The 22,794-nt window shown below is 47.6% G+C and carries 22 protein-coding genes; 13 read left to right on the top strand and 9 right to left on the bottom strand.

What is annotated here, in order from left to right:
• Nucleotides 1-16: 16 nt before the first annotated feature.
• The 3 genes from R3187_RS11435 to R3187_RS11425 are packed head-to-tail and all read left to right on the top strand — an operon-like array spanning nucleotide 17 to nucleotide 5,251.
• Nucleotides 17-1,225: a hypothetical protein gene (locus tag R3187_RS11435; protein WP_318967175.1), complete on the top strand. Its 1,209-nt coding sequence runs from the start codon at nucleotides 17-19 to the stop codon at nucleotides 1,223-1,225.
• Between the two features lie 2 nt (nucleotides 1,226-1,227).
• A complete protein-coding gene (locus R3187_RS11430) occupies nucleotides 1,228-3,648 on the top strand; it encodes a LamG domain-containing protein (RefSeq protein WP_318967174.1) in 2,421 nt (806 codons plus the stop codon).
• A gap of 25 nt (nucleotides 3,649-3,673) precedes the next feature.
• The gene (locus tag R3187_RS11425; RefSeq protein ID WP_318967173.1) at nucleotides 3,674-5,251 is read left to right on the top strand and encodes a hypothetical protein; all 1,578 of its coding nucleotides are present in this window, start codon (nucleotides 3,674-3,676) and stop codon (nucleotides 5,249-5,251) included.
• A 14-nt stretch (nucleotides 5,252-5,265) separates the two neighbouring features.
• On the opposite strand, the gene R3187_RS11420 is transcribed toward R3187_RS11425, so the two are convergent.
• Entirely contained in the window at nucleotides 5,266-6,078 is an 813-nt protein-coding gene (locus tag R3187_RS11420) for a substrate-binding periplasmic protein (protein ID WP_318967172.1), read from the bottom strand.
• Between the two features lie 132 nt (nucleotides 6,079-6,210).
• Nucleotides 6,211-7,191, bottom strand: a complete 981-nt coding sequence (locus R3187_RS11415) for an FAD:protein FMN transferase (protein WP_318967171.1) — start codon at nucleotides 7,189-7,191, stop codon at nucleotides 6,211-6,213.
• Nucleotides 7,192-7,380: 189 nt separating this feature from the next.
• Between R3187_RS11415 and R3187_RS11410 the strand changes: the two genes are divergently transcribed.
• Entirely contained in the window at nucleotides 7,381-8,151 is a 771-nt protein-coding gene (locus tag R3187_RS11410; RefSeq protein WP_318967170.1) for a DNA/RNA non-specific endonuclease, read from the top strand.
• Nucleotides 8,152-8,227: 76 nt separating this feature from the next.
• Here R3187_RS11410 and R3187_RS11405 read toward each other — a convergent pair whose 3' ends face one another.
• The gene (locus R3187_RS11405; protein WP_318967169.1) at nucleotides 8,228-8,923 is read right to left on the bottom strand and encodes an SOS response-associated peptidase family protein; all 696 of its coding nucleotides are present in this window, start codon (nucleotides 8,921-8,923) and stop codon (nucleotides 8,228-8,230) included.
• Between the two features lie 267 nt (nucleotides 8,924-9,190).
• On the opposite strand from R3187_RS11405, the gene R3187_RS11400 reads away from it, so the two are divergent.
• The gene (locus tag R3187_RS11400) at nucleotides 9,191-10,738 is read left to right on the top strand and encodes a phage tail sheath family protein (protein ID WP_318967168.1); all 1,548 of its coding nucleotides are present in this window, start codon (nucleotides 9,191-9,193) and stop codon (nucleotides 10,736-10,738) included.
• 34 nt (nucleotides 10,739-10,772) lie between these two features.
• Entirely contained in the window at nucleotides 10,773-11,282 is a 510-nt protein-coding gene (locus R3187_RS11395) for a phage tail protein (RefSeq protein WP_318967167.1), read from the top strand.
• Between the two features lie 176 nt (nucleotides 11,283-11,458).
• On the opposite strand, the gene R3187_RS11390 is transcribed toward R3187_RS11395, so the two are convergent.
• From R3187_RS11390 to prs, 3 genes are all read right to left on the bottom strand, one after another.
• Nucleotides 11,459-11,905 (bottom strand): 5' nucleotidase, NT5C type, encoded by a 447-nt coding sequence (locus R3187_RS11390; protein ID WP_318967166.1) that lies wholly within the window; start codon nucleotides 11,903-11,905, stop codon nucleotides 11,459-11,461.
• Between the two features lie 75 nt (nucleotides 11,906-11,980).
• Nucleotides 11,981-13,450 (bottom strand): nicotinate phosphoribosyltransferase, encoded by a 1,470-nt coding sequence (locus tag R3187_RS11385; protein ID WP_318967165.1) that lies wholly within the window; start codon nucleotides 13,448-13,450, stop codon nucleotides 11,981-11,983.
• Nucleotides 13,447-14,313, bottom strand: a complete 867-nt coding sequence (prs, locus tag R3187_RS11380; protein ID WP_318967164.1) for a ribose-phosphate diphosphokinase — start codon at nucleotides 14,311-14,313, stop codon at nucleotides 13,447-13,449. The genes R3187_RS11385 and prs overlap by 4 nt, the downstream gene beginning before the upstream one ends.
• A gap of 205 nt (nucleotides 14,314-14,518) precedes the next feature.
• On the opposite strand from prs, the gene R3187_RS11375 reads away from it, so the two are divergent.
• The 3 genes from R3187_RS11375 (at nucleotide 14,519) to R3187_RS11365 (ending at nucleotide 17,045) form a co-directional block, all read left to right on the top strand.
• The gene (locus tag R3187_RS11375) at nucleotides 14,519-15,208 is read left to right on the top strand and encodes an NUDIX domain-containing protein (RefSeq protein ID WP_318967163.1); all 690 of its coding nucleotides are present in this window, start codon (nucleotides 14,519-14,521) and stop codon (nucleotides 15,206-15,208) included.
• 125 nt (nucleotides 15,209-15,333) lie between these two features.
• Nucleotides 15,334-16,059, top strand: coding sequence for a nicotinamide riboside transporter PnuC (gene pnuC, locus R3187_RS11370; RefSeq protein WP_318967162.1), 726 nt, complete (start codon nucleotides 15,334-15,336; stop codon nucleotides 16,057-16,059).
• Nucleotides 16,044-17,045, top strand: a complete 1,002-nt coding sequence (locus R3187_RS11365; protein WP_318967161.1) for an AAA family ATPase — start codon at nucleotides 16,044-16,046, stop codon at nucleotides 17,043-17,045. Before pnuC ends, R3187_RS11365 begins: the two co-directional genes overlap by 16 nt.
• Nucleotides 17,046-17,175: 130 nt before the next feature.
• Here the strand turns inward: R3187_RS11365 and R3187_RS11360 are convergent, their stop codons facing one another.
• Together R3187_RS11360 and R3187_RS11355 are read right to left on the bottom strand one after the other, a co-directional pair.
• On the bottom strand, nucleotides 17,176-17,571 hold the full coding sequence (locus R3187_RS11360; RefSeq protein ID WP_318967160.1) for a hypothetical protein: 396 nt from the start codon (nucleotides 17,569-17,571) through the stop codon (nucleotides 17,176-17,178).
• Between the two features lie 114 nt (nucleotides 17,572-17,685).
• Nucleotides 17,686-17,916 carry a hypothetical protein gene (locus R3187_RS11355; protein WP_318967159.1) on the bottom strand — a complete coding sequence of 77 codons (231 nt, stop codon included), beginning with the start codon at nucleotides 17,914-17,916 and terminating at the stop codon, nucleotides 17,686-17,688.
• 381 nt (nucleotides 17,917-18,297) lie between these two features.
• Here R3187_RS11355 and R3187_RS11350 point away from each other — a divergent pair, with 381 nt between their 5' ends.
• A complete protein-coding gene (locus tag R3187_RS11350) occupies nucleotides 18,298-19,041 on the top strand; it encodes a hypothetical protein (protein WP_318967158.1) in 744 nt (247 codons plus the stop codon).
• 142 nt (nucleotides 19,042-19,183) lie between these two features.
• Here R3187_RS11350 and R3187_RS11345 read toward each other — a convergent pair whose 3' ends face one another.
• Nucleotides 19,184-19,762 carry a helix-turn-helix transcriptional regulator gene (locus R3187_RS11345; protein ID WP_318967157.1) on the bottom strand — a complete coding sequence of 193 codons (579 nt, stop codon included), beginning with the start codon at nucleotides 19,760-19,762 and terminating at the stop codon, nucleotides 19,184-19,186.
• Between the two features lie 452 nt (nucleotides 19,763-20,214).
• Here R3187_RS11345 and R3187_RS11340 point away from each other — a divergent pair, with 452 nt between their 5' ends.
• The 3 genes from R3187_RS11340 (at nucleotide 20,215) to R3187_RS11330 (ending at nucleotide 22,775) form a co-directional block, all read left to right on the top strand.
• The gene (locus R3187_RS11340; RefSeq protein WP_318967156.1) at nucleotides 20,215-21,066 is read left to right on the top strand and encodes a YihY/virulence factor BrkB family protein; all 852 of its coding nucleotides are present in this window, start codon (nucleotides 20,215-20,217) and stop codon (nucleotides 21,064-21,066) included.
• A 110-nt stretch (nucleotides 21,067-21,176) separates the two neighbouring features.
• On the top strand, nucleotides 21,177-21,740 hold the full coding sequence (locus R3187_RS11335; protein WP_318967155.1) for a hypothetical protein: 564 nt from the start codon (nucleotides 21,177-21,179) through the stop codon (nucleotides 21,738-21,740).
• A gap of 108 nt (nucleotides 21,741-21,848) precedes the next feature.
• Nucleotides 21,849-22,775, top strand: coding sequence for a homoserine O-acetyltransferase/O-succinyltransferase family protein (locus tag R3187_RS11330; protein WP_318967154.1), 927 nt, complete (start codon nucleotides 21,849-21,851; stop codon nucleotides 22,773-22,775).
• Nucleotides 22,776-22,794 lie beyond the last annotated feature (19 nt).

Raw genomic sequence — 22,794 nt, 5'->3', positions numbered from 1 at the left:
CGGGCAGGAGAGAGATATGCAAAGCGAGATAAAGCTGTTGGCGGCACGCCTGCTGGTTGCGGTAGCGGCAATAGGATTTAGTGGGGTGCTCGCCGCCGGGCCGCTGGAGCAGGCTAAACGCTTGCACGACCGGCTGACCGGTGTGCCGGCAGATGCGGCAACACTGCAGCAAATGGCCGATTTAATTGGCGAGGGCAACGCCCAGGCAGCGGCAGAGCTGGCGATGGCGCATCCGGATTTTTACCGGACCACCCTGAAGCTGTTTGCCACCCCAGCCACTAACCGCGACTTAGATGTTTTTGAGCCGTTAAACGATTACAGTGCCACCATTATCGGTCTGGTCAGGGACAATGCTGATTTTCGGCAAATTCTGCAAACTGACGTACTGTATGTCGGCGCCGACAGTTTAGGTCTGCCGCCCTATGCTGCTGATAATAATGCCCATTATCTGGCGCTTGATCAGCAGGGTATTGATTTGCAGCAACATCTGGAGCCCAGATCGCAAAGCAGCTTACTGGGTATTCCGACTGAAGCCAGTGCCGGAGTGATGACCAGCCGGGCCGGCGCCAAAGCGTTTTTCTATCTCGGAACTAACCGTGCCATGTTGCGCTTTACTTTAATGAGCCAGCTTTGCACCGATCTGGAGCCGTTAAAAGACACCAGCACCCCGGCACATCGGATCCGTCAGGATGTCAGCCGCAGCCCGGGTGGCGATAGCCGGATATTTCATAACCGCTGTATTGGCTGCCATGCCGGGATGGACCCGTTAGCCCAGGCTTTTGCTTATTACGACTATCAGTTCAGCGATGAAAACGGCGACAATGGCCGGCTGTTCTATCAGCAAAGCGGCAGCAGCAACAGTCAGACCGGCAGCCGGGTACAGCCGAAATATCATATCAACTCCGGTAACTTTCCATTTGGCTATAAAACTGAAGATGATCACTGGCAAAACTACTGGCGCGAGGGCCGCAATCAGGCATTGGGCTGGGACAGCAGTCTACCCGGCGAAGGGTATGGTGCCAAGAGTTTAGGCCAGGAGCTGGCGCACTCGGTGGCTTTTGCCCAGTGTCAGGTTAAAAAAGCGTTTGAGACCACCTGTCTGCGCCCGGCGGAAACTCTGGCAGACGTCAACCTTATTCAGCAAACCAGCGAGCGGTTCAGTCAGAGCGGTTATAACTTAAAACAGGTGTTCGCCGACACTGCCACTTACTGTATGGGAGACTAGCCATGAGAATATTACTTCTGGTTATGCTGAGTATCTTATTAACGGCTTGTGGTGGCGCTGAGGTTGAACAGAACCCACCACCGCCGGTGCAGGATAACTCAAATAATTATACCGGCCCGGCACCACAAACCGCTGATGTCCAGCAGTTTAAGTTAAACCTGTGGGATAACCTGGTAGCCGATAACCGCTGTGGCAGCTGCCACCAGCAGGGCAACACGTCGCCATTTTTTGTCCGCCGCGACGATATTAATCTGGCGTATGCCGCAGTATTGCCGCTGGTTAATTTAGCCGATCCGGCGCAGTCGGCCATGGTGCAGAAAGTGGCCGGTGGCCATAACTGCTGGCTGAGCAGCAATACCGCCTGTGCCGATACGATAACCCAGTGGCTGCGTAACTGGGGCAATACCACCGGTGCCGAGCAGGCCGCTGTTACCCTGGTGGCGCCGGTGATCCGTGATCCGGGAGCCAGTAAAGCGCTGCCGGAAAGTTCGGCGCTATTTGCAAATGGTGTGTACCCGCTGGTGCGCCAGCATTGTGCCGGTTGTCATGCGCCGGATGCCAGCGTCGCCCAGGCACCGTTTTTTGCCGCCGCCGATGTCGATGCGGCGTATCAGGCCAGTCGTAATTTAATCAATCTGGACCTGCCGGAGTTATCGAGGCTGGTGGCCCGCTTAGGTGGCGAGTTTCATAACTGCTGGTCAGATTGCAGTAGCGATGCAGCGGTAATGCTGGCGGCGGTGATGGCAATTAGTGATGCGGTGCCGGTTACTGAGCTGGATCCGCAGCTGGTGCCGTCAAAAGCACTGCGGCTGGCAGATGGTGTCGTTGCCTCCAGTGGTGGCCGCTACGAGAGTAATCAGATAGCGTTTTATCAGTTTAAAGAAGGTGAGGGTAATCAGGCTTTTGATACCTCCGGCATCGAGCCTGCCGCGAATTTAACCCTGCAGGGCGACTTTGCCTGGCTGACCGGCTGGGGGCTGCAAATTAACAGTGGCCGGGCGCAGGCGTCAACCCAAAGCAGTGCTAAGCTGGCACAGCTGATTGGTGCCACCGGCGAGATGACCATTGAAGCCTGGGTGATCCCGGCCAACGTGGTGCAGGAAGGGCCGGCAGCAATCATCAGTTATGCCGGCAGCGCCATCAGCCGTAACTTCACCCTGGGCCAGACCCAGTATAATTACGACTTTTTACTGCGCCGCGCCGGCAGTGATTTTGCCGGGATGCCGGCACTCAGTACGGCCGATGCCGACGAATTGCTGCAGGCCAGTCTGCAGCATGTGGTGCTGACCCAGGATCCGGTCAACGGCCAGCGTATTTATGTTAATGGTCAGGACAGTGGGGTGCAGGGCGAGGCTGATGCTATCAGTAACTGGGATGACAGTTTTGCGCTGATGCTGGGTAACGAAGCGGACGGCAGCCGGCAATGGCAGGGCAGTATCCGTTTGCTGGCGATCCACAACCGGGCGCTGACCGCTGAGCAAATTGCCCAGAACTTCAGTATCGGCGTCGGCCAGAAATTCTACCTGCCGTTTGCGATTGGCCATTTAATTGATTTGCCAGCAAGCTACATTGTGTTTGAAGTGGCGCAGTTTGATAATTACTCCTATCTGTTTAGTCAGCCTTACCTGATTAACCTGGATGGCGCGGTGTTACCGGCCGATCTTAATATCAGCGAGATGGCACTGGCGATTAACGGTCGCGAGGTGAGCTCAGGTCAGGCCTGGACCCGTCAGCAATTCAGCTTTGATAGTGGCACAGATCTTAGTGAAGCCGTGCCAATGTCTGAACTGGGTACCATTATTGCGGCAGAAGCCGGCGCAGCCAGCGATGAGTTTTTCCTGTCGTTTGGCCAGATAGGTCAGTACAGTAATGTCCGCACCCAGCCAACATTTCCGCTGCAACAAATCAGCCAGACTAATACGGTCAGCAGCGATATTGGCATCCGGCCTTTTGCCGCTATTCATGCCAGTATGAGCAGGTTGACCGGGGTTGCTCAGGCAACACCGGCGGTGGCTGAGACCTATCAGACCATTACACGCCAGCTGCCGGCGCTGAGTAATATTGAAACCTTTATTTCTGCTCAGCAAATGGCGATTACCCAACTGGGCATTGCCTATTGTAATGCGGCAATCAGCAATTCAGTGCTGCGCAGCCAGTGGTTTCCGGACCTTAACTTTAATGCCGGCCCGGCAGATGCCTTAAGCCCGGCTAACCGGGATGCGCTGATTAGCCCGCTCCTGGACCGGTTTGCCCCGCTGCAACCAGCAACAGCGCTGGATAACAGCGCTGCCCGGACTGAACTGAATAACCTGATAGACCGCTTAAGCCAGTGCGACGGCAGTTGTGATAGCCAGCGTACTCAAACTATTGCCAAAGCAGCCTGCACCGCCGTGCTGGCCAGCGCTCAGATGCTGGTGTACTAATGCTGGTATGCCAAGGAGCTCACTGATGAAATTAAAAAAAGCGTTACACCCGGATGCGCCCCTGTTACACGCCTGCCACAGCCGGCCGGTAAGCCGGCGCGATTTTATCGCCTGTGGTCTCAGCGTGGGCGCAGGTATCCTGACCACCGGCTCGGTCTTCAGCTTATTTGCCAACCCGACCAAGGCGTTTGCCGATTTGTCGCCCGATCTGGAGTTGCTGAAAAACCAGTGCGGCATTAATGTCGAAGGTGCCGGTAAAATTCCGTTTATTTGTTTCGACCTGGCCGGTGGTGCCAATATTGCCGGTTCAAATATTCTGGTCGGGGGCGCCGGTGGTCAGCTCGATTTTCTGTCTACCCAGGGTTACAGCAAGCTGGGGTTACCGGCCGATATGGTACCAACCGCGGTAAATGCCGCCAATCCGGCCGGCGGCTTTGTTAACGATCAGCTGGGCCTGGCGTTTCATAGCGATTCGCAAATGCTGGCCGGTATTCTGGAGCGCACCAGCATGGCCACCCAGGCCATGACGAATGGCGCGGTGATGCCATCACGTTCAGAGAACGACACCGGCAACAACCCGCATAACCCGATGTATGCCATTGCCAAAGCAGGGGCGAATGGCTCGTTAATGCCGCTGATTGGCTCACGCAACTCTGATTCCGGCGCCAATTCAATGGCCCCGGCCGAGTTTTATAACCCGGAATGGCGGCCAACCAAAATTGACCGGCCCAGTGATGTCACAGGTTTAGTCGACGTAGGTGATTTATTCGGCCTGTTAAATCAGGATGATGCTGTCGCGGTAATGGAGTCTATCCAGCGCTTAAGCGATAACAAGCTGAGCAATGTCAGCACCGGGATCAGCCGCGATGCGGTGATTAAAGATCTGGTGCGCTGTGGCTATGTTAAAAGCGCCGATTTAGCCGATCGTTTTGGTAATCCGGCTACGCTCGACCCGGCGGCTGATCCGGATATTGTCGGCGACGGCGGTATTTTCAGCACTGCTGAATTTAACGGCGATGCTGAGTTTCGTAAAACCGCCTCGGTAATGAAGCTGGTGGTTAACGGCTTTGCCGGCGCCGGCACGGTCACTATCGGCGGCTATGACTATCATACCGGCGAGCGCGGCACCGGCGAGCTGCGCGATTTACGGGCCGGCCGCTGTATTGGCGCTTGCCTGGAGTATGCGGCCAGACGCAACCAGCCGTTAATGATTTACTTATACTCTGATGGTTCAGTGGCCAGTAACGGCCGGATTGACGACAGTGAAAATGGCCGGGGTAAAGGCGAGTGGACCGGTGATAACTCATCCACCGCCGCCTCTGCTATTCTGGTGTACAGCCCGAATGGCCGGCCGTCCCTGTTGGGCGGCACGACCACTGAGCAGGCCCGTCATCAGCAAATTGGCTTTATGCGCCCCGACGCCTCGGTAGAAACCGGCTCATCAATGGCGGCCAATAACGTTAATTTACTGGTGCAGACCGTGATGCTGAATTATCTGGCATTACATGGTGAGCAGGGCCGGTTAACTGAAGTGGCCCCGTTTCATGGCCTGGGTAATGCCGCCAGTCAGGACCGGCTGACGGCCTTTGCGCCTATTGTCTGAATGCGGGCGCAGGCTTAATACTGTGGTTGGGGAGGCGGTACCTGTAGCGCGTTATCACGTTGCTGATAATGGGCTACAATGGCCGCCAGCTCGCCATTGCTGTGCAGTTTCTGCCAGGCGGTATTAAGTTGTTTAAGCTGTTCTTCTGACAGGGTTTTTTTATTAAAACCAAAATAAACCGGGCCTTTATGAATGGCCAGTAACGGTTGATAACGCATCGATGTGCTGCTGTGTTCACTCTGCCAGTAGCGCAGCACCGAGATATCCTCCAGTACTGCATTAACTCTGCCGGCGTTTAACAACGCCATTTTATCGAGATTGTTAGCAATATAAACCAGCTGTCGTTTCAGACCGGGCTGGCGTTGTAATCTGGCAAACTCTTCGCCGTAGTAAGCCCCTTCCAGCATCGCTATAGCGGTAAGATCAACGTCTTCGGTCAATTGTTCAATGGTTGTTAATGCCGGAATGACAGCAGGATCGGCCACCAGATAAATCTGCTCCAGATGATGCGGGCCAATAAAGGCAAAACGCTGCTGGCGCTCCGGGCTGAAGGTCAGGTGGCTGATAACATCCAGTTCGCCCTGATCAATCTGGCGCATGGCTCGCAGCCACGGGCTTTCAACCAGCACTACGTCACACTTTATTTCTCGGGCCAGGCGCTGCATCAGCTCTATACTAAGGCCACTCCAGCCTTGTTCTGTCTGAATAATATGAGGGGGGAAATGGGTTTCGACACCCAGCCGCAGCTGACAGGCTATTGCCTGAGACAGCCAGAAGGATGGCAGCACCACGATAGCAACAATAAACTTTAATACTGTCCTTTGCATCGGCTGTCCGGTTATTATTATTTTCAACCAAACCAGCGTGGTTAAGCTTAGCCGGTTTGTTTGAATTTTAAGCAATAACGGCAGTATAAAGTGCTTTGTGCCAATAAGGTACTGCTAATTTTCCAAAGTTACCTACTGCTCCAGACCGGAAGAAAAATACAGCTGATGCTCACTGCTGATAAAAATGGCTTCAAATTCCGCCTGTTGTTCAATAAACGCCATACCCCGCTCAAGCCCCATCACAAATAAGGTGGTCGACATCGCGTCAGTGCGGGTGCTGTCAGGCCCGAGCACCGTTACACTCATTAAACCGGACGGGCTCTGGCCACTTTTCGGGTCGAGAATATGATGATAACGCACGCCATCTTCAATAAAAAACCGCTCATAGTCACCAGAGGTGCTGATGGCACTGTCGGTTAACGGCAGCTGCGCCACAATACCGTCTTCTTTACGCGGGTGTTTAATCGCCACCAGCCAGGGCCGGCCGCGCTTATCGCCGAGTAAACGGGTATCACCACCGGCGGTCACCAACGCATGCTTAATACCGGCTTTTGCCAGCAGGCTAATGGCTTGCTCAACGGCATAACCTTTGGCGATACCGCCTAAATCAATTTTCAGCCCGGGCAGGCTAAATTTCACCTGGTTATCCGCCAGTAACTGAATATGCCGGTAATTAATTAATGACCGTTGCTTATCCAGCTCAACTGCACTGGGTTTAATATGCTGGCGGTAATCATAACTAAAGCCTACCGAGGCAAAGCTGATATCAAAAGCACCATCACTGAGCCTGGCTAACTGCTCTGCCTGCTGCAGCAACTGGTAAAGCTCGCTACTCACGCTAACCGGCCGGCTGGCTGCATCCCGGTTAAGCAAGCTCAGTTCACTGCTGTCGATATACGGGCTCATCAGCTGGTTAATCCGCTCAAACTCAGTTTGTACGGCAATCAACAAGTCTTTACCCAAATTATCATCCTCCGCCCACAGCTCGACATAAGCCTGGGTGCCCATCGTTTGGAAGGGCAGGCGGTGCCACTGCGCCAGGGCATTACTGCATAAAACACCACTGATCAGCAGAAAAAAGGAGATTAAAGCGGTAAATCGGATGATCTGCATGAAAATAGCCCACCGCGTATAGTGAATATAGCTATTGTTGCAGAGCTGATTAATTTACTCAACGTTTACTCTGGAGAACTCTAATCGGAAATGCACCTAGTTTAACGGATGCTTACACCTCAATCTTATTCATATCTCTGTAACTTTCATAAGCCACGATGCTGCTAATTCAACAACAAGAGCATCACCATGAAGACAATAGCCTATATAACGCTTACCCTGACATTCCTGCTGTTTGGCGCTGCAGCAAACGCTGCTAATTGTGCCTATAGCTGCCCAACTGGTAAATCAGGTCAAACTATTGAAAGGCCGATTTATACGCTACATAACAACAGCAGCACAAAATTTGCCAATTGGGTGGCGTACAAGGTGACCAAGAATACAATTGATGGCCCAAGCCGCACTCGAACATGGAAAGCTGATCCGAATATTAATTCAGCATATACGTTGGAACCGTCAGACTATACTGATGCTGCTGCAGTGCTGGGCACAGACCGCGGTCATCAGGTGCCATTGGCCGCATTTAGTAACACCCCTTATTGGGCGATGACAAATTATTTGTCCAATATTACTCCGCAAACTGCGAGCCTGAACCAAGGTGCCTGGGTAAAGCTGGAGACAGCCGTTCGCAATTTGGCCCGTACCGGAGAGGATGTTTATGTAGTGACTGGCCCGCTGTATGAGTGGTATTTTGGTACTTTGCCCCGCGCTAACGAGGGCCACACCATTCCGTCCGGTTATTTTAAAGTAGTGATTACAGATAATGGCGGCTGGGTTGAGGCTTCTGCTTACATCATGGAGCAAAACCTGAGTCGCTCAGCAAGCTTCTGTCCACGTGAGGTAACCATTAATGAGGTGGAAAGCCGCAGTGGACTGAATATTATGCCGTCTCTCCCTTCTTACAAAGAGCCTGCAGTTGAAGGCCAGGTAGGCGGGCTAAAAACAGAATTAGGCTGTTAAAATGAAGCGCCCGGTGATATGCCGGGCGTTCTTGTGTCTGTATCTGATCCCTTCCAAATGGCTTGATCCATTTTTGTTAGTTATCCGCAGAAATTTCAAACTCTGGTGCTACTGATTGATGGATACCTGGTTTATCGATTTGCTGTGCAATTAAATTCACCGGTATTCTGGGTTTTAACAAGTCATCAAACATCGTTGGGCTGGTGATGTTCTCATTGAGCCAGGCATTAACAAGGTCTGATTGTGGTGGCAGAATCATTGGCATCGATTTAGAGTGAATGTTTTTTAGCTTCGGGTGTGGCGGTAAGGTGATCACCGAGCAGGATAAAGCGCTCTCACCTGTTTCTGAGTTAAACCACTCACGACATAAACCTCCCATCAGTAAGCCACCATGTTTGGCAACCATGTCGTGATAATGAAGGGGTTTACCATTTACATATTCAGACTCGCCAAATCCTTTGACCGGTATTACGCAGCGGCTATGCCGGAATGCCAGATAACCTGCTGAGTTTTTCACATTGAGTTTGTCGCAACGGGTATTAAACGAGGTGTATTTAGAGGGTTTAAAGCCGGTATCCGTTTTATCGAGTAGTAACCACCAGGTTGCAGTATCCATCCGGCGCACACCTTGTTGCTGACGAACGATACTGACAGGTTGAGTGGCTCGGATAAACCGACTGAAAATGGGCTGATCCGCAAATAAACTTATTTGCAAACCTTCGCACAGTTCTATCACGCCTGGATCGTCGATAACATTCAGTCTACCACACATAAACTGCTTCCCCTATAGCCCGTTATTTTGTAAAAAAGAGGCCGCGGACATTTTACGACATAGAAAATTAATCCTATGTATTTCAGTGCATTAATAATCAACAGTGATTATTAGCTCCGACCCCTTATTCTTGAGATTAAAGCGGTAAATCGGATGATCTGCATGGAAATAAGTACTACGTATATCAAATACAGCTATTGTTACAGAGCTGCTTAACTTACTCAATGTTTACGGCCGGAACAGGCGTGACATTAATGAGGCTTAACGATGAAGACGCCCGGGGTTTATATTGAAGAAAAAAATGCCTTTCCTAATTCGGTGGTGGAAGTGGCAACGGCAGTGCCGGCGTTTATCGGCTATACCGAAAAAGCACTGAATGGCACTAAGTCACTGACTAATCAGCCGATGCGTATCAGTTCAATGGCAGAGTTTCAAAATTATTTTGGTAATGCGCCGATACCACTATTTGGAATAACCGAAGCGGCCCCAGCAGTTGACAACAGCTTCAGGGTTGCTGCAAAGTGCTATCAGCTTAGTCACGATAGCGGCAAAAACCTGCTGTATTACGCCATGATGTTGTTTTACCAGAACGGCGGCGGTCTTTGCTATATTGTCTCGGTCGGCAGTTACGCCGATGACGTGACAGGCGCAAAATTAATAGCCGGTATCGACCAGCTGCTTAAAGAGCAAGAGCCAACGATGTTGCTGATCCCCGACGCGGTATTGCTGACCGAAGACGACTGCACTTCGGTGCAGCAGGCAGCGCTTACCCACTGTGGCAAAATGCGCAACCGGGTCGCCATTTTAGATATCTGGCAGGGTTATAAGCCACGCCAGCATCCGACAGGTGACTGCATCAACAACTTTCGCAATAAGCTCGGCAATAACTACCTTGATTTTGCTAGCGCTTATTATCCATGGCTGAATACCAGCATAGTGCAGGAGCACGAGCTGAGTTATCAGAATCTGGCACCGGCTGAATTGCTGCAGCAACTGTTACAGCAGGAATGTAATCTACATGATCAGCTGCCGGAATTGCCAGACACCGCTACCGCTGCTGATAAAGCCACCCGGCTGAAATTGCAGCAGCAACTGAACGCCATCGCTGAAATCAGTGCCGACTGGAGCACACTGCAAAGTGCTGAGCGGCTGGCAAAGCAACTGCTGCTGCATAATAGCTTAAAAGCCACCAGCCCATTGTATGGCCAGTTGCTCAGCCAGATGCGGTCCATGCTGAATTTACTGCCACCGGCCGCAGCAATGGCCGGCATTTATACCATGGTAGATAACACCAGGGGAGTATGGAAAGCGCCAGCCAATGTTAGTTTAAGCGCGGTAGTGTCACCGGCGGTAGCTATCAGCCATGATGAACAGCAAGATTTAAACGTCAGTCCCCAGGGGAAATCGGTTAACGCTATTCGTAGCTTTGCTGGCGAGGGCACCCTGGTGTGGGGCGCCCGCACGCTGGATGGCAACAGCCTGGACTGGCGCTACATCAATGTGCGGCGCACCATGATTATGCTGGAACAATCCATTCGGCTGGCCACTAAGGCCTATGTATTTGAAACCAATACCGCCAGCACCTGGGTCACCGTTAAAAGCATGATTAGTAATTTCCTCACCGGGATCTGGCAGCGCGGCGGTTTAGCCGGCGCTTCACCGGAAGACGCCTTCAGCGTCAGCGTGGGGTTGGGTGAAACCATGACATCAGACGATATTCTCGCAGGCATTTTGCGGGTAACAGTATTGGTGACGCTGAGCCGGCCGGCCGAGTTTATTGAAATTAGTTTTCAGCAGCAGATGCAGAAATCCTGATAAACCATGAACATGCTATTTAGGGGGCTTAATAATGGCTGATAACGGTTCAAGCCAGGCCACATCGGCCTGGCCCTTAGCAAAGTTCTGTTTTGAGGTGAAATGGGATTTAGCAGTTATGTTGTTTCAGGAAGTGTCCGGCCTGGATGTCGAGGCGCAAATAATCGAATATCGCGCTGGCGCCCCCTCTCAGGATAATGGCCCGGTGTTCTCTGCCACCAGGATGCCGGGGCTGAAAAAGCCCGGCAATATTACGCTGAAAAGAGGCGTCTATAAATCGGATAACAAGCAATCGGACAACAAGTTCCGGGACTGGTTTAGCCAGATTAAGATGAACACCATTAAACGGTTGCCTGTCACCATCAGTTTGCTGGATGAAACCGGCGCAGCGACAATGGTATGGACGCTAACTAATGCCTGGCCCAGCAAAATCACCGGTACTGATTTGAAGTCCGATGGCAATGAGGTGGCAATTGAAACTATTGAAATTGTGCATGAGGGGATTAGCATAGATAACCGTAACGTGCATGGAATTAGCAGGTAACTTCCTCGGTGTAGCAGAAGGCATAGACTTTATTGCGGTGATCCAGAGCAGGGCTTGCAAAAAAACGTCTGCCATGCCTTAACCTTAACTGCGGGCATTCGCCTTTTTAGAAATTTCTTCTCATAGATTTAGGTCAGTTTGTCTAAGTCATAGGCTGAGCTGTTTTTGCTAGCTTACTAACCATCAAGTTTTAATTCTCGTCGAACCGAGGCCCAATCCGGGTAGTGGTTGGTTCCAAAATGGATAAGCTTACCATCGAAATATTCTTGGCCACGGCCTGAGTTATTGTCGTCAATTAATATGTCTCCCTTGAGTAGCCCTTTGTGGGAGCAGATAATTAAACGATCTATAAAACAAAAGCCTAATTTATCCTCAATCCATACTCTTTTCTCGGTGTACGAAAAAGGATTCATAGTCGAAGGTGCTGTTAAAATGTACGGCGTATATTTATCAGAACGATACAGTTCAAGTACCGTCTCAACTGCGCCTTTTAAAGGTGATAATTTCAGGTAAAAACCATATTGTGATTGAGGAAACGCAATTCCGGGATGCTCTGCGATAGCAGAGGCTTTTGCGCCCGAAAAGTCGCACAGAACATCATCCATATCTATGTAAATAATCATTTTTTGAGTCCTGTGAACTAATGAATCTAGGTTTTAAATATGCCAGCCGTACGTAACCAGTTGGCATTATTCAGATTATAGGGCTGCAGCTAACCTAGCCCTGATTTCTGCAAGGCTTACATCGCAAAGTAATTTCCCATTTTCAAATACTTCGATAAATTCGCAATTATTTACTTCGCCCCAACTGGCCTGGTCTTTGAGGTAAAAATCACCTTGCTCATCTTTGAACACAGCAACCAAACCTTTTGCTGAATTTTTGGTCCCATCTCCAGTTTTTGGGGCTTTGAAAATCTCACGATCTTCGCCGGCAATCTTGGCAAACGTAGCTTTGACAGCAAAGCCATCTGTGTCGCGGGTGACGTACTGATAGGTATAACTACCAATACCAAACACGACATTCGTTGTAGCAAAACCTTTAGCTTTAAGGCCTTCGCAAATTGCTTTTGCACGCTCAATGGTGATGGAGTCGCCATAAATCAAACCAACGTGTGGATCGAGAACTTTATAACCCGTTTGGCTGAAAGTGCCACCGAATACGTCCCACAAACATTCAATCGCACCTTTGTGCTCTGGTGTGTCTTTCTCAGCATCTTCGTCACCACAAATCATTTTAACTGGACAACCAGTATCTGGACGGAAGACCACTTTGCCGTCCCGTGCCAGTATTTGTGCTTTGAGTTTTACTGTAAAGTCAGTCATGACCTGCCAAAAGTCCCATGAATCCGACACAATACTCACAATACCAGACGGATAAATATCCTGGATAAGGCGGCGGAATGTTTCTAATTCATTCTCCATGCCTCCTGCGCACATGACTGAGTGCTCAGTTGCCGCAACACTGCCGCCGACAAGTTCTAAATCGCTGTTCGCATTGTAATAATCTTCCAGAAAATCAATCGCAGGAATGGTATCTGTTCCCGTGAAACTTAGTAGATGCGCTGCACCACTCATTGCTGCTGCTTCAGCTCCGAACATTCCCCTGAAACTGAAATCGTGACCTTGCCAGTTAACAAATTCTGTATTGCCATCAGTTTGAAGTGCATAAGCGGTGAGTATTTTTTTGTATTCGTTGGCTGTTGTTGCACTCGTGCACATCCCCCACACACTTGTGGACAGAATGGTTTCAAGATAATTGGTCAACCAGAAAAAACGTTCGTCGGTATTAAAAATAACCAGGCATGGCACTTTCAGTGAATAGACCGAACCTTCTGGCAACGCCATGATTTTGATAGGTAAGTAACCGAGGTCATGCAGATCGGCAATATGCTCGGTACCAACATTATTTGGGCCAAGATAGTTATTAATCCGACGTGAGAACCGACGGATCACTTCTTCCTTTGGCTGCTGAAAAAAGTCTTCAGTCCAACTTTTGATCAAAAAGCTTTTAACAAAATATTGGAGTCCAAAAAATACCATATGATCGGTATAGTCACGCCTTGTATTACGAGCTGTCAGATTACTAAAGATGACTTCCGTATTATCTGGGTACTGACGGCGGTGATCGACTTTGTAGCCATCAATCGCGGTTACGGGATTCAACTTCATTTTGCTTCTCCTTGCGTTGGCATAAAGCGCCAGATGTTTTTAATGTTAAGAAACTCACTTGCAGCCCAGTCTTTAAGGCTATTGGTGGTATAAACCGTATCAATACCACTTTCGGCTAATTTGGCGACATCGGCGCTGCCTTCGTAATGCGAAACAGCCAACACGATTCTTTTGCAGCCTTTCAATTTGAGTTTTTTTGCTAACTCAATAAATGTCCGGCCTCCAGCACAAATATCATCAACTATGAGCGCCGTTTTACCTCTTAAATCATCACTGAACACTTCAGTTCCAATGATGTCGCCATTGCGTACATCACGTATTTTGTCAGCTCGAACCACTGGTAGGCCGCCTAGCTGGCTTGATAAATCAAAGATCTTTTTATTCGAACCTGCATCCGGGGAAACCAGCACGAGATCAGAGCCTGTTTCGTTGATCACACCCTGGATAAAACTATGGTTTTTTATCACTTGCACATTGTTGAGTAACGCCACCACGACATCACTATGTGGATCAAACAGGCATACTTTGGTGTACCCTTGCTGATTGATTAAATCGGCATAAACTTTTACAGAAAGCGCCTCACCTGAGTTACACACTCGGTCTTGACGCGCACCAGGAAAATACGGGACTAATAAGTCAATTTTTTGGGCACCATGACGACGTAATGCATCAGTCAACAGCAATAATTGTATTATTGATTGATCGCCCTGGTAGCGAAATAGAATTTCAACGTGCTCGTTCGCAGGTGGTGCAATCTGAACGTGGTTTTCACCGCTGCCAAATTGAAATAGCTTTAACAAACCATCTTCATGCTGCCCATTTGGTAAGGAATAGCGGCTAATTGCTAAACTTGAACTTGTCATAATTTGACCTTCTAAAAGTAACCAGAGCCTGAGTGAGTCAAGTTGGATAACCATTGCCTATGTGTGATTTACAATGTGTATCCCAACCACAACTAAAACATAATGTCTTTGCGACACTATGTCAAGTTGGATTTATCAAGTTCATAGTTAAAGTGATTTTTATGCTATAAAGGAATTGTCCTAGAGACATAAAGTAGAGAATGAAATGGTAAGTCAAGAAACAATCAAAAAACCGTTGTTTACTGTCGATAGCGTGTTATTTACAGTTCATGAGGACACACTGAAGGTGTTAATGGTCAAGCGCGCTCAGCAGCCTTTTAAAGGGGCTTGGGGTTTGCCAGGCGGTTTTATCGATATCGACCTCGATCAAAATACGGATATGACTGCTCGACGCAAATTGGCCGACAAAACCGGTTTCACACCCAACTATTTAGAGCAGTTGCAGGTTATTTCCGGGCCAGATAGAGATCCTCGTGGGTTTAGCGTCACGCTGGCTTATTTCGCCTTAGTAGCTCATCAATCGGTTGCTTCACATATCGATAGTGTTGAAATGGCATGCTGGATGCCAATAAGCGAACTTAAAGAGTTAACAACTGCATTCGATCATAGGCAAATAATTGAACTTGCGCGGCAACGACTGAAGCAAAAAACTCTATACTCGATGCTTCCCGTGTTTTGCCTGCCACAGAAGTTTACAATCGGACAACTGATGGTAGTTATTGAAACTATTATTGAAAAGCGAGTACAGCGTAAAAGCCTGATGCGTCGAATTGAAGCCTCTGAAATGTTTGAAATAAGCAATGAAAAAATTTCTTCAGGGGGGCGTCTTGCGCAGTTATATTCCCTGAAGCCAGATGCCAATATTGTTAATTTCGAGAGAAATTTGAGCATTTAGCCAGTTTCGCTAATTAAGCTTTAATGTAGTTATTTTTATCCTCGATATAAATGAACATAGCGAGTGGCAGGTTATCCGCCATAAATGAGTATTATGGCCAGCAACGTTCACTTGAAGGACAACATATGATAGTAGGAGTATCTCAGATCAATAAGATTGATGGCATATGGCTAACATTGATGGTCCTTATCGGAAGCGCTTTAAGCGCGATTCTGGCGACAACCATTTTTGATATGACAGTTTTCCTTTCCGGCATTTTGTGTGTAGCGCTTATTGCGATTGGTCGTCGTGAAGGGTACTTAATTGGCCTTTATGCGAGTGCGTCATACTCGGTACTGTCCTACAATAACGGTCTTTACGGAGAAGTGTACCTGAACCTTTTTTTCTTTGTGCCGACAGGCGTTATTGGCTATGTAATGTGGCGGCGCCACTCTTTGGAAAACAAGACGGTGACCATGAGAAAACTTAATTGGTTAATGCGATTTGTTATTGCAATCTTATGTGTCATTTGCATACTCGGTCTTGGATTATTATTAGGCCTCAACGCTAAACAGAATACGCCATTTATTGACGCTTTTACGAATGTGTTATCTGTTGTGGCTACTTTCCTTATGATGTGGCGGTATAAGGAGCAATGGCTTCTTTACATCGGCATCAATATTGTCAGCATCGTTATGTGGGCTTTGCGTGCACTTGACCATAGTGAATCTGGCGACTTAATGGTGTTGATGTGGTCCTTGTTCTTGTTAAACGCAATTTTCGGATATTGGCGGTGGCATATTGGAGCAAATAAAAGCGCAATCACCACTATTGCAGCGAAGACGGAGCGGGCAGCATGCGACGTGGGCTGACACTAGGCAAATTTGCTCCTTTTCACCGCGGTCATCAGATGTTGATAGAGACGGCATTAGCGGAAATGGATGAACTTATCGTGATGGTTTACGCCACTGATGTCACTGAAATACCGCTACAAATTCGTGCTGGATGGATACAAAAACTGTATCCTTCGGTCAAAATTATTGAAGCTTGGGATGGCCCATCTGGATATGGTGACACCCCTGAAATACGAAGCGAACAGGAATCCTACATCCTGCATAAACTGGATGGCCTTCGAATAACTCATTTCTACTCCAGCGAATTTTATGGTGATCATGTCAGCAAGGCACTTGGTGCGGTTGATAGGCGGGTTGATGAGGCTCGTGTCAAAGAGCCAATTAGCGGGACAAAACTCCGTGAAAACTATTTCGCCGGACGGGAATACCTTGACCCGTTGGTCTATAAAGATCTCATCATAAAAATATGCTTTCTGGGTGCACCTTCAACTGGAAAGACGACTCTCGCCAGAACCTTGGCCGAATGGCACAACACAGTTTGGATGCCGGAGTATGGTGCAGAATACTGGAGAGAGCATCAGGTTAATAGAAGGATCTCTCTGCAGCAGTTTGAACAGATAGGACCCGAGCACAATAAGCGCGAGGAGACGCTTACCCTGCAATCGCGGAAGTACTTATTCTGCGACACGAACCCAATTACCACATTTATGTTTGCCAAAGACTATCATGGCTGCGCGGGACCCGTTCTAACTCAACTTGCGAAGGATGCTGAGAAACGATACGACCTTTTCGTCTTGTGCGATATTGATATACCGTATGCTGATACATGGGATCGAAGTGGAGATCAAAAAAGGAAATGGTTTCAAGAGCAGATTGTGGGAGACCTTGCAGAAAGAAAAGTACCATATTTTTTAGTTAGCGGTACGTTGGATGAGCGAGTTTCTAAGGTGAATAGCACTCTTCAAAAATTTTGTAAATTTTCTAATATAGTGACAGTCCGATAAGCTGCGATTGTTGTAGGATGCTTTCAACATCTATACCACTTACTACATGAGTTATCCAACATATCTCAGGGTCACAACATATCTCAGGGTCAAGTCTTGCTTTTTGCCACCCACCCTGAGGGTGTTTCTCCTAGCCCGGACCATATTTAAGACCAGCTTTATCAATGATTATAGGTATTTGCGATGCAAACCACTCTTTCTCTTTATTTCCAAACGTCATTTTACGACCATTTAACCTGTAGTTATAAACAACAGATTCCTGGTATTTTTCCATCATGAGCTGATGCTTTCCGATGGTATCTGCAACAACTAACTCAATCTGAGCATTTTCAGGTAGAAACAAGAGTTCTGTTTTTTCAGCGTTAAAACGAATCTCGTTTTTTATCGCAAGATTGGGGGCGCTGATATGCAAGAAAAAATTATCTTCATCAATAGTTTGCCTGTGCCCAGGCAAAGTAACACAGCCCGAAAGAATAAAACTTAAGCAAGCTAAAATGAGCAGTCGAAACTTAAGAAAAACTGACATTTACTTTCCTTGTGTCACTGTAGTTATTCCTGATACCACTGACAATGCATCAAACTGCATAACGCCGTTCGTATGCGCGCGACCCTGAGGGCTCTAGCGAATTGATGCACTGGGTTAATTGTTGACGTTTGCAATTTCACTTTCCTTGACCTCAATGTCTTTTCCGGATTCGGTTTCCACGATGTATGAAGGGTTTGGTTCAATCTTTACAATTGATACGACCGTTCCCTGCTCTCCAAAATATTTCGCCGAAATTACATGAACGTAATCGTTGTGGAGAAACTTTACGGCTTCAAGTTTCTCTCCGCCGAGCCAGCTATTGTGAAACTCAAGATCATTGCTCATGCTTTAAACTCATAACATTTCTTGGGCGGAAAGATCAGTATGTAAAAACGGAGTTTTCCACCTTTGTAAATTCGATGTTTATGAAGTTACATCGGTTTTGGCTTACTTACAATAACTTGTGGGTACAGCTAAGGTCAGTAAAGAATAGAACCGCTTTTGAAAGAGCCGGGGAGCGTCTGAGCCCCTGCCGTAAGGCAACTGTACCTGAGGGTCATGACCCTGAGGGCAATTTTTTCTTCAATGGGGGTAAGCAACCTCAAGGAAGCGAGGTGCTGGCTCTTTATTAACTGTTTTTTTAAGCATAAACCTACTTTTTGGTATCAGGTTTTTTTACACTTTAAATTTTCCGGAGTTTAACTTTTCCATACGCCGCTGAAATTTATGAAAAAAATGCGTGGCATAATCCTTGCTTTAAGCATTGCTTCACTATCAAAAATAGTCAATATAAAATTTAATATCAATCAAGTTTGCAAAAGGAATCGTGCAATGAAATTTAAATACTTAGTCATTGGAGCGCTACTTTGTAGTGTTAATTATGCTGCTCATGCAACTCTGATCAACACTGTTGAAGTTGATATGCCTGGAGGGGTTCCGACATTGCAAGCAGAAAGAGCCATCTGGGCCTCCGGTCTGAATTCACTAATAACTGAAGGTTTTGAAGGGGCTTTTACTGTCTCGAATAGTATCGATTTTGGTAGTTTCATCGTCAGTATTTCAGGTGGACCTTCCCTAATGCAATTTTCTGGTGCAAACCCGTCAACTCGAACTGAGGGCAATAATGCACTTGGTTTTTCCTCTTCGGCTGTTTTGACATTTAGTTTTTTGGAAAATATTTCAGCGTTTGGAATAGATTGGTCGTCATTAGAAAGTTCGCGGAGTTCGCTTGATTATTCAGATAGCGAAGGAAATAGCTTTACTAATATATTTCCAAGCAATAATTCTGTAACGGCTGGGTTCTTCGGTATCTCAGACGTAAACATTTCATCACTTTCTTTTAGTGTTGATTCAGTTGAAACACTTGAGTTCGATTTTATTCAATTTGAAACTATACAAGTATCCGAGCCTACAACTCTTAGCTTAATGTGCCTACTGCTTATTGCTATGTTCCGATTCAGAAGGTCTTAAATATAACCTAATCCAATCAGGGAGCTAAGGCTCCCTTTTAATGCCCCACTTAGTACCTCATGGTCAGGTTTTTCTTTTTGCCACCCGCCCCGAAGTTAAAAGACAATACCTGAGCCTGAGGGCTTGCGGTAGCTCCAAAATTTTAAAGACGAGTTGTTTGTAACTTTGAAGTGGTAATCTTAATTTTCTTGTCTACCTTTGTTATTTTGGGGTCTGCGACCAGTAACACCATTTTATTATTGACGATTCTCAAATTGAATTGATTAGGCCCATCCGTAACGTTATCACTTTTTAAAAGGGACATTTCGAAAGGCTCTTCTTCAGGAATGAACACAGTAACATCACCAGAATAAGTTACGGTGTTTTGATCCCGCGATACCACTACAGATTCTGCTTGAACTGTAACACCTGTAGACGCGATTGAGACTGTAGTTACCAGAGCACTACCAAACAGTATAAATATAAAGCTCAGAATAAAGAGAGGCTTCTTTGTAGGACGATTTTTACCGTCGTCTCTTTTTTCTCTAAAAGCAATGTCTTTTACATCTATTTCAAAGGCAGAGCAAAGGGCTTTTTGTGTCTCATAGGAAGCATTGCCATCATTTTCTGCTCGTTGAATAGTTCTTAAGCTTACATCACAGACATCAGCTAGATGCTGCTGGCTCCACGCTTTGTCTTTTCTCTTATTTACAATGATTTCAGAGTTAATTTTCATTTCCATTTTTAAGCACCTTTCGAATTGTCAGCTTTGACTTTAAGGCACAACCTCCTCATTTTAATACGACATTTGTATGCCAATCTAACGTCAAATACATGCCAAGCAGCTAAGCATAATGACTCTCCATCGAGGTGCTGACCCCTAAGGGCAGTTTCGTATTTAAACACAGACTTCTCTGGCTTTGTAAATTCAATGTTTATGAAGTTACATCGGTTTTGGCTTATTTACAATAACTTATGGGTACAGCTAAGTGTAGTAAAGGATAGAACCTCTTTTGAAAGAGCCTGCGAGTGAGGAACAGCATTGTATCCGGTATTTTTACATCCGCTGAGTGCTGACTATAGTTAAGGAACGACAGACGCCCGGCGCGGAACGCAGGCGTCTGGATAATTCAGCAATGGTGGGGGCCAGTTACGATGCCAGGGGCTAAACTGAAGCGGGCAAAGCAATTTATAGTGGAGTTAAACGACAATCTGCAGCAGGACAATGTGGTTCACGGGGCAGCGGCGCTGGCTTTTTATCTGACGCTGGCGATTTTTCCGGCGCTGACGTTAATGATGACCATTATTCCCTACCTGCCAGTCAGTGATGTTGGCCAAACCATGATGGATACCTTCAGCCGGGCTTTGCCGCAAGAAGCCTATAGCCTGGTATCGGGGGTGGTGGACGATGTAACTGAAGATCGGCGTGGCGGCTTGCTGTCTTTTAGTATTCTGTTTACGGTCTGGGCAACCTCTACCGGTATGTATGCAATAATGCGCCAGTTGAATGTTACCTATAACGCTGGCGAGAACCGTAGCTTCCTGCGGGCCAGGCTGACTGCTTTAGCCCTTAGCCTGGTGTTTGGCATTCTTATTATCAGTGCGTTTACCCTGATTGTGCTGGGCGGCATTGTTGAAGATTGGCTCGGCAATTATGTTGGTCTTGATAGTGTATTGGTGTTGCTGTTTACGGCGTTTCGCTGGGTAACTATAGTGGTGGTGCTGCTGCTGGGGTTTGCCATTATTTACTGCTATGGCCCTAATGTAGAACATAAATTCAGGTTTATTACGCCCGGCGGGCTGGTCGGCGTCTTGCTGTTTATCCTGGCATCGTTGGCGTTTGCCTGGTACGCCGGGAATTTTGCTAATTACAGTGCAATCTACGACAGCATTGGTGCTGTGGTCAGTTTAATGCTCTGGTTATTTATATCAGGTTTAGTGCTGTTGCTAGGCTCTGAAATCAATATGCTGCTGCAGGATGGCAAAGATAAACCCAAACCAAATGCTGAACCAACCGCAGCCGATAACGCCCAGAAAAATGCATAGTTTGTGGATTGCAGGAATGCTGCACTGGCTCTTTTGCTTCCTTTAGTTAAACCTTTCCCGTAATATCTGCGTCCTTTGTTAATTATGTTAATAAAAATAGCAGGTGAGCTATGTTTAAATTAGTTACGGCAGCAGTGGCGCTGGCCGGAATGACAGTTATACCCAGCGCTCAGGCCGTATTCAGTGATAGTCAGAAAGTATTATCTGTGTTTACAGAACAAGGGGATAAAGCTGAAACCAGCGGTTTCGCTATTGGTTTACGTAAAGTGGAGAGAAATGATTTCTATCTGCAGCTTGGTTTAAGTTATCAGCGGATCACATTAACACAGCAGCCGGTTGATTATACCGATGGCCGGATCAGACCGTTGTTCTTGTATGGACGGCTTGGTATGGACTGGAAAATAAGCCCTTATTTTCAAGCTGGCATTGATCTGAACGGCAGTGTTAAACAGTGGTTTGATGACACAGACCAGTCTTGTTGTAATGCCACGCTTAAAACAGGATTGGAGTTTAAACTACATGACAATATCCGGCTTGACCTGTATGGCAATTGGTACAACTTAAGATATAAGTGGCATTACGACCTGATTAAACCGGGAAACATAACTAACTACGCTGAAAACCGCCGGTTGAGCCGGACAACGATAGGCGCGCAATTGGCGTTCGTATTTTAATAATACAGCAAAACCCGTCAGTTTATTTAGCCATCTAAACGTATAGAAGTTGACATTGCCGGTGGTTTTACGCAACATAGCCACTATGTCAGTTAACCGGGTGTGGCTATGCCTATTAAAGTGATCGATCAGTTGCCGGCGGTGGAAGCGCTGTCGGCCGAAAACGTGTTTGTGATGACCGAGAGCCGGGCGCAGTCGCAGGATATCCGGCCGCTGAAAATCGCTATCTTAAATTTAATGCCCAATAAAATAGCGACCGAAGTGCAGCTGCTGCGTTTACTGGCCAATAGCCCATTGCAGGTGGATGTCGATTTACTGCGGATTGATGATCATGTCAGCAAAAATACCCCGCCGAGTCATTTAAACTGCTTTTACCGCTATTTCTCAGAAGTGCAGCAGCAAAAGTACGATGGCTTAATTATTACCGGCGCGCCGCTGGGGCTGGTCGATTATGAAGATGTTACCTACTGGAATCAGTTTGGCGATATTCTGCGCTGGGCCGATAACAATGTTACCTCGACCTTGTATTTATGCTGGGCCGCCCATGCTGCGCTGTATCAGCACTATGGGCTGCAGCGGGAAATCCGCGGCGAAAAATTATCCGGTGTTTACTGGCAACAGGTTACCCAGCCACTGTGCCCGCTGGTGCGCGGCTTTGATGATCAGTTTTTAGTACCGCACTCACGCTATGCTCAGGTGCCGAAGCAAAAGTACCAGCAGCATGACGATTTACATATTCTGGCCGAAGCCGATGTGACCGGTGCTTATTTACTGCAGAACAGCAGTGGCAGCCGGGTGTTTGTGACCGGCCACCCGGAATACGATTTAACCACGCTGGATGAAGAATATCAGCGCGATCTGGCCGCTGGCGCGGCGCCTAAGCTGCCGGAAAACTATTTTCGCAATAACGACCCGTTGCAGGGGCCGCAAAAACTGTGGCAAAGCCATGCCTTTTTATTGTTCAGCAACTGGCTGAACTATTATGTGTACCAGGCAACGCCGTTTGAGCTGAGCCAGATTGGCCGCAACGTTTAGGCTATCCCGAAATATCGTT

The organism is Arsukibacterium sp. (genome assembly GCF_033721375.1).
Lineage (GTDB): Bacteria > Pseudomonadota > Gammaproteobacteria > Enterobacterales > Alteromonadaceae > Alishewanella.
This window is presented reverse-complemented; position numbering and strand designations above follow the sequence as displayed.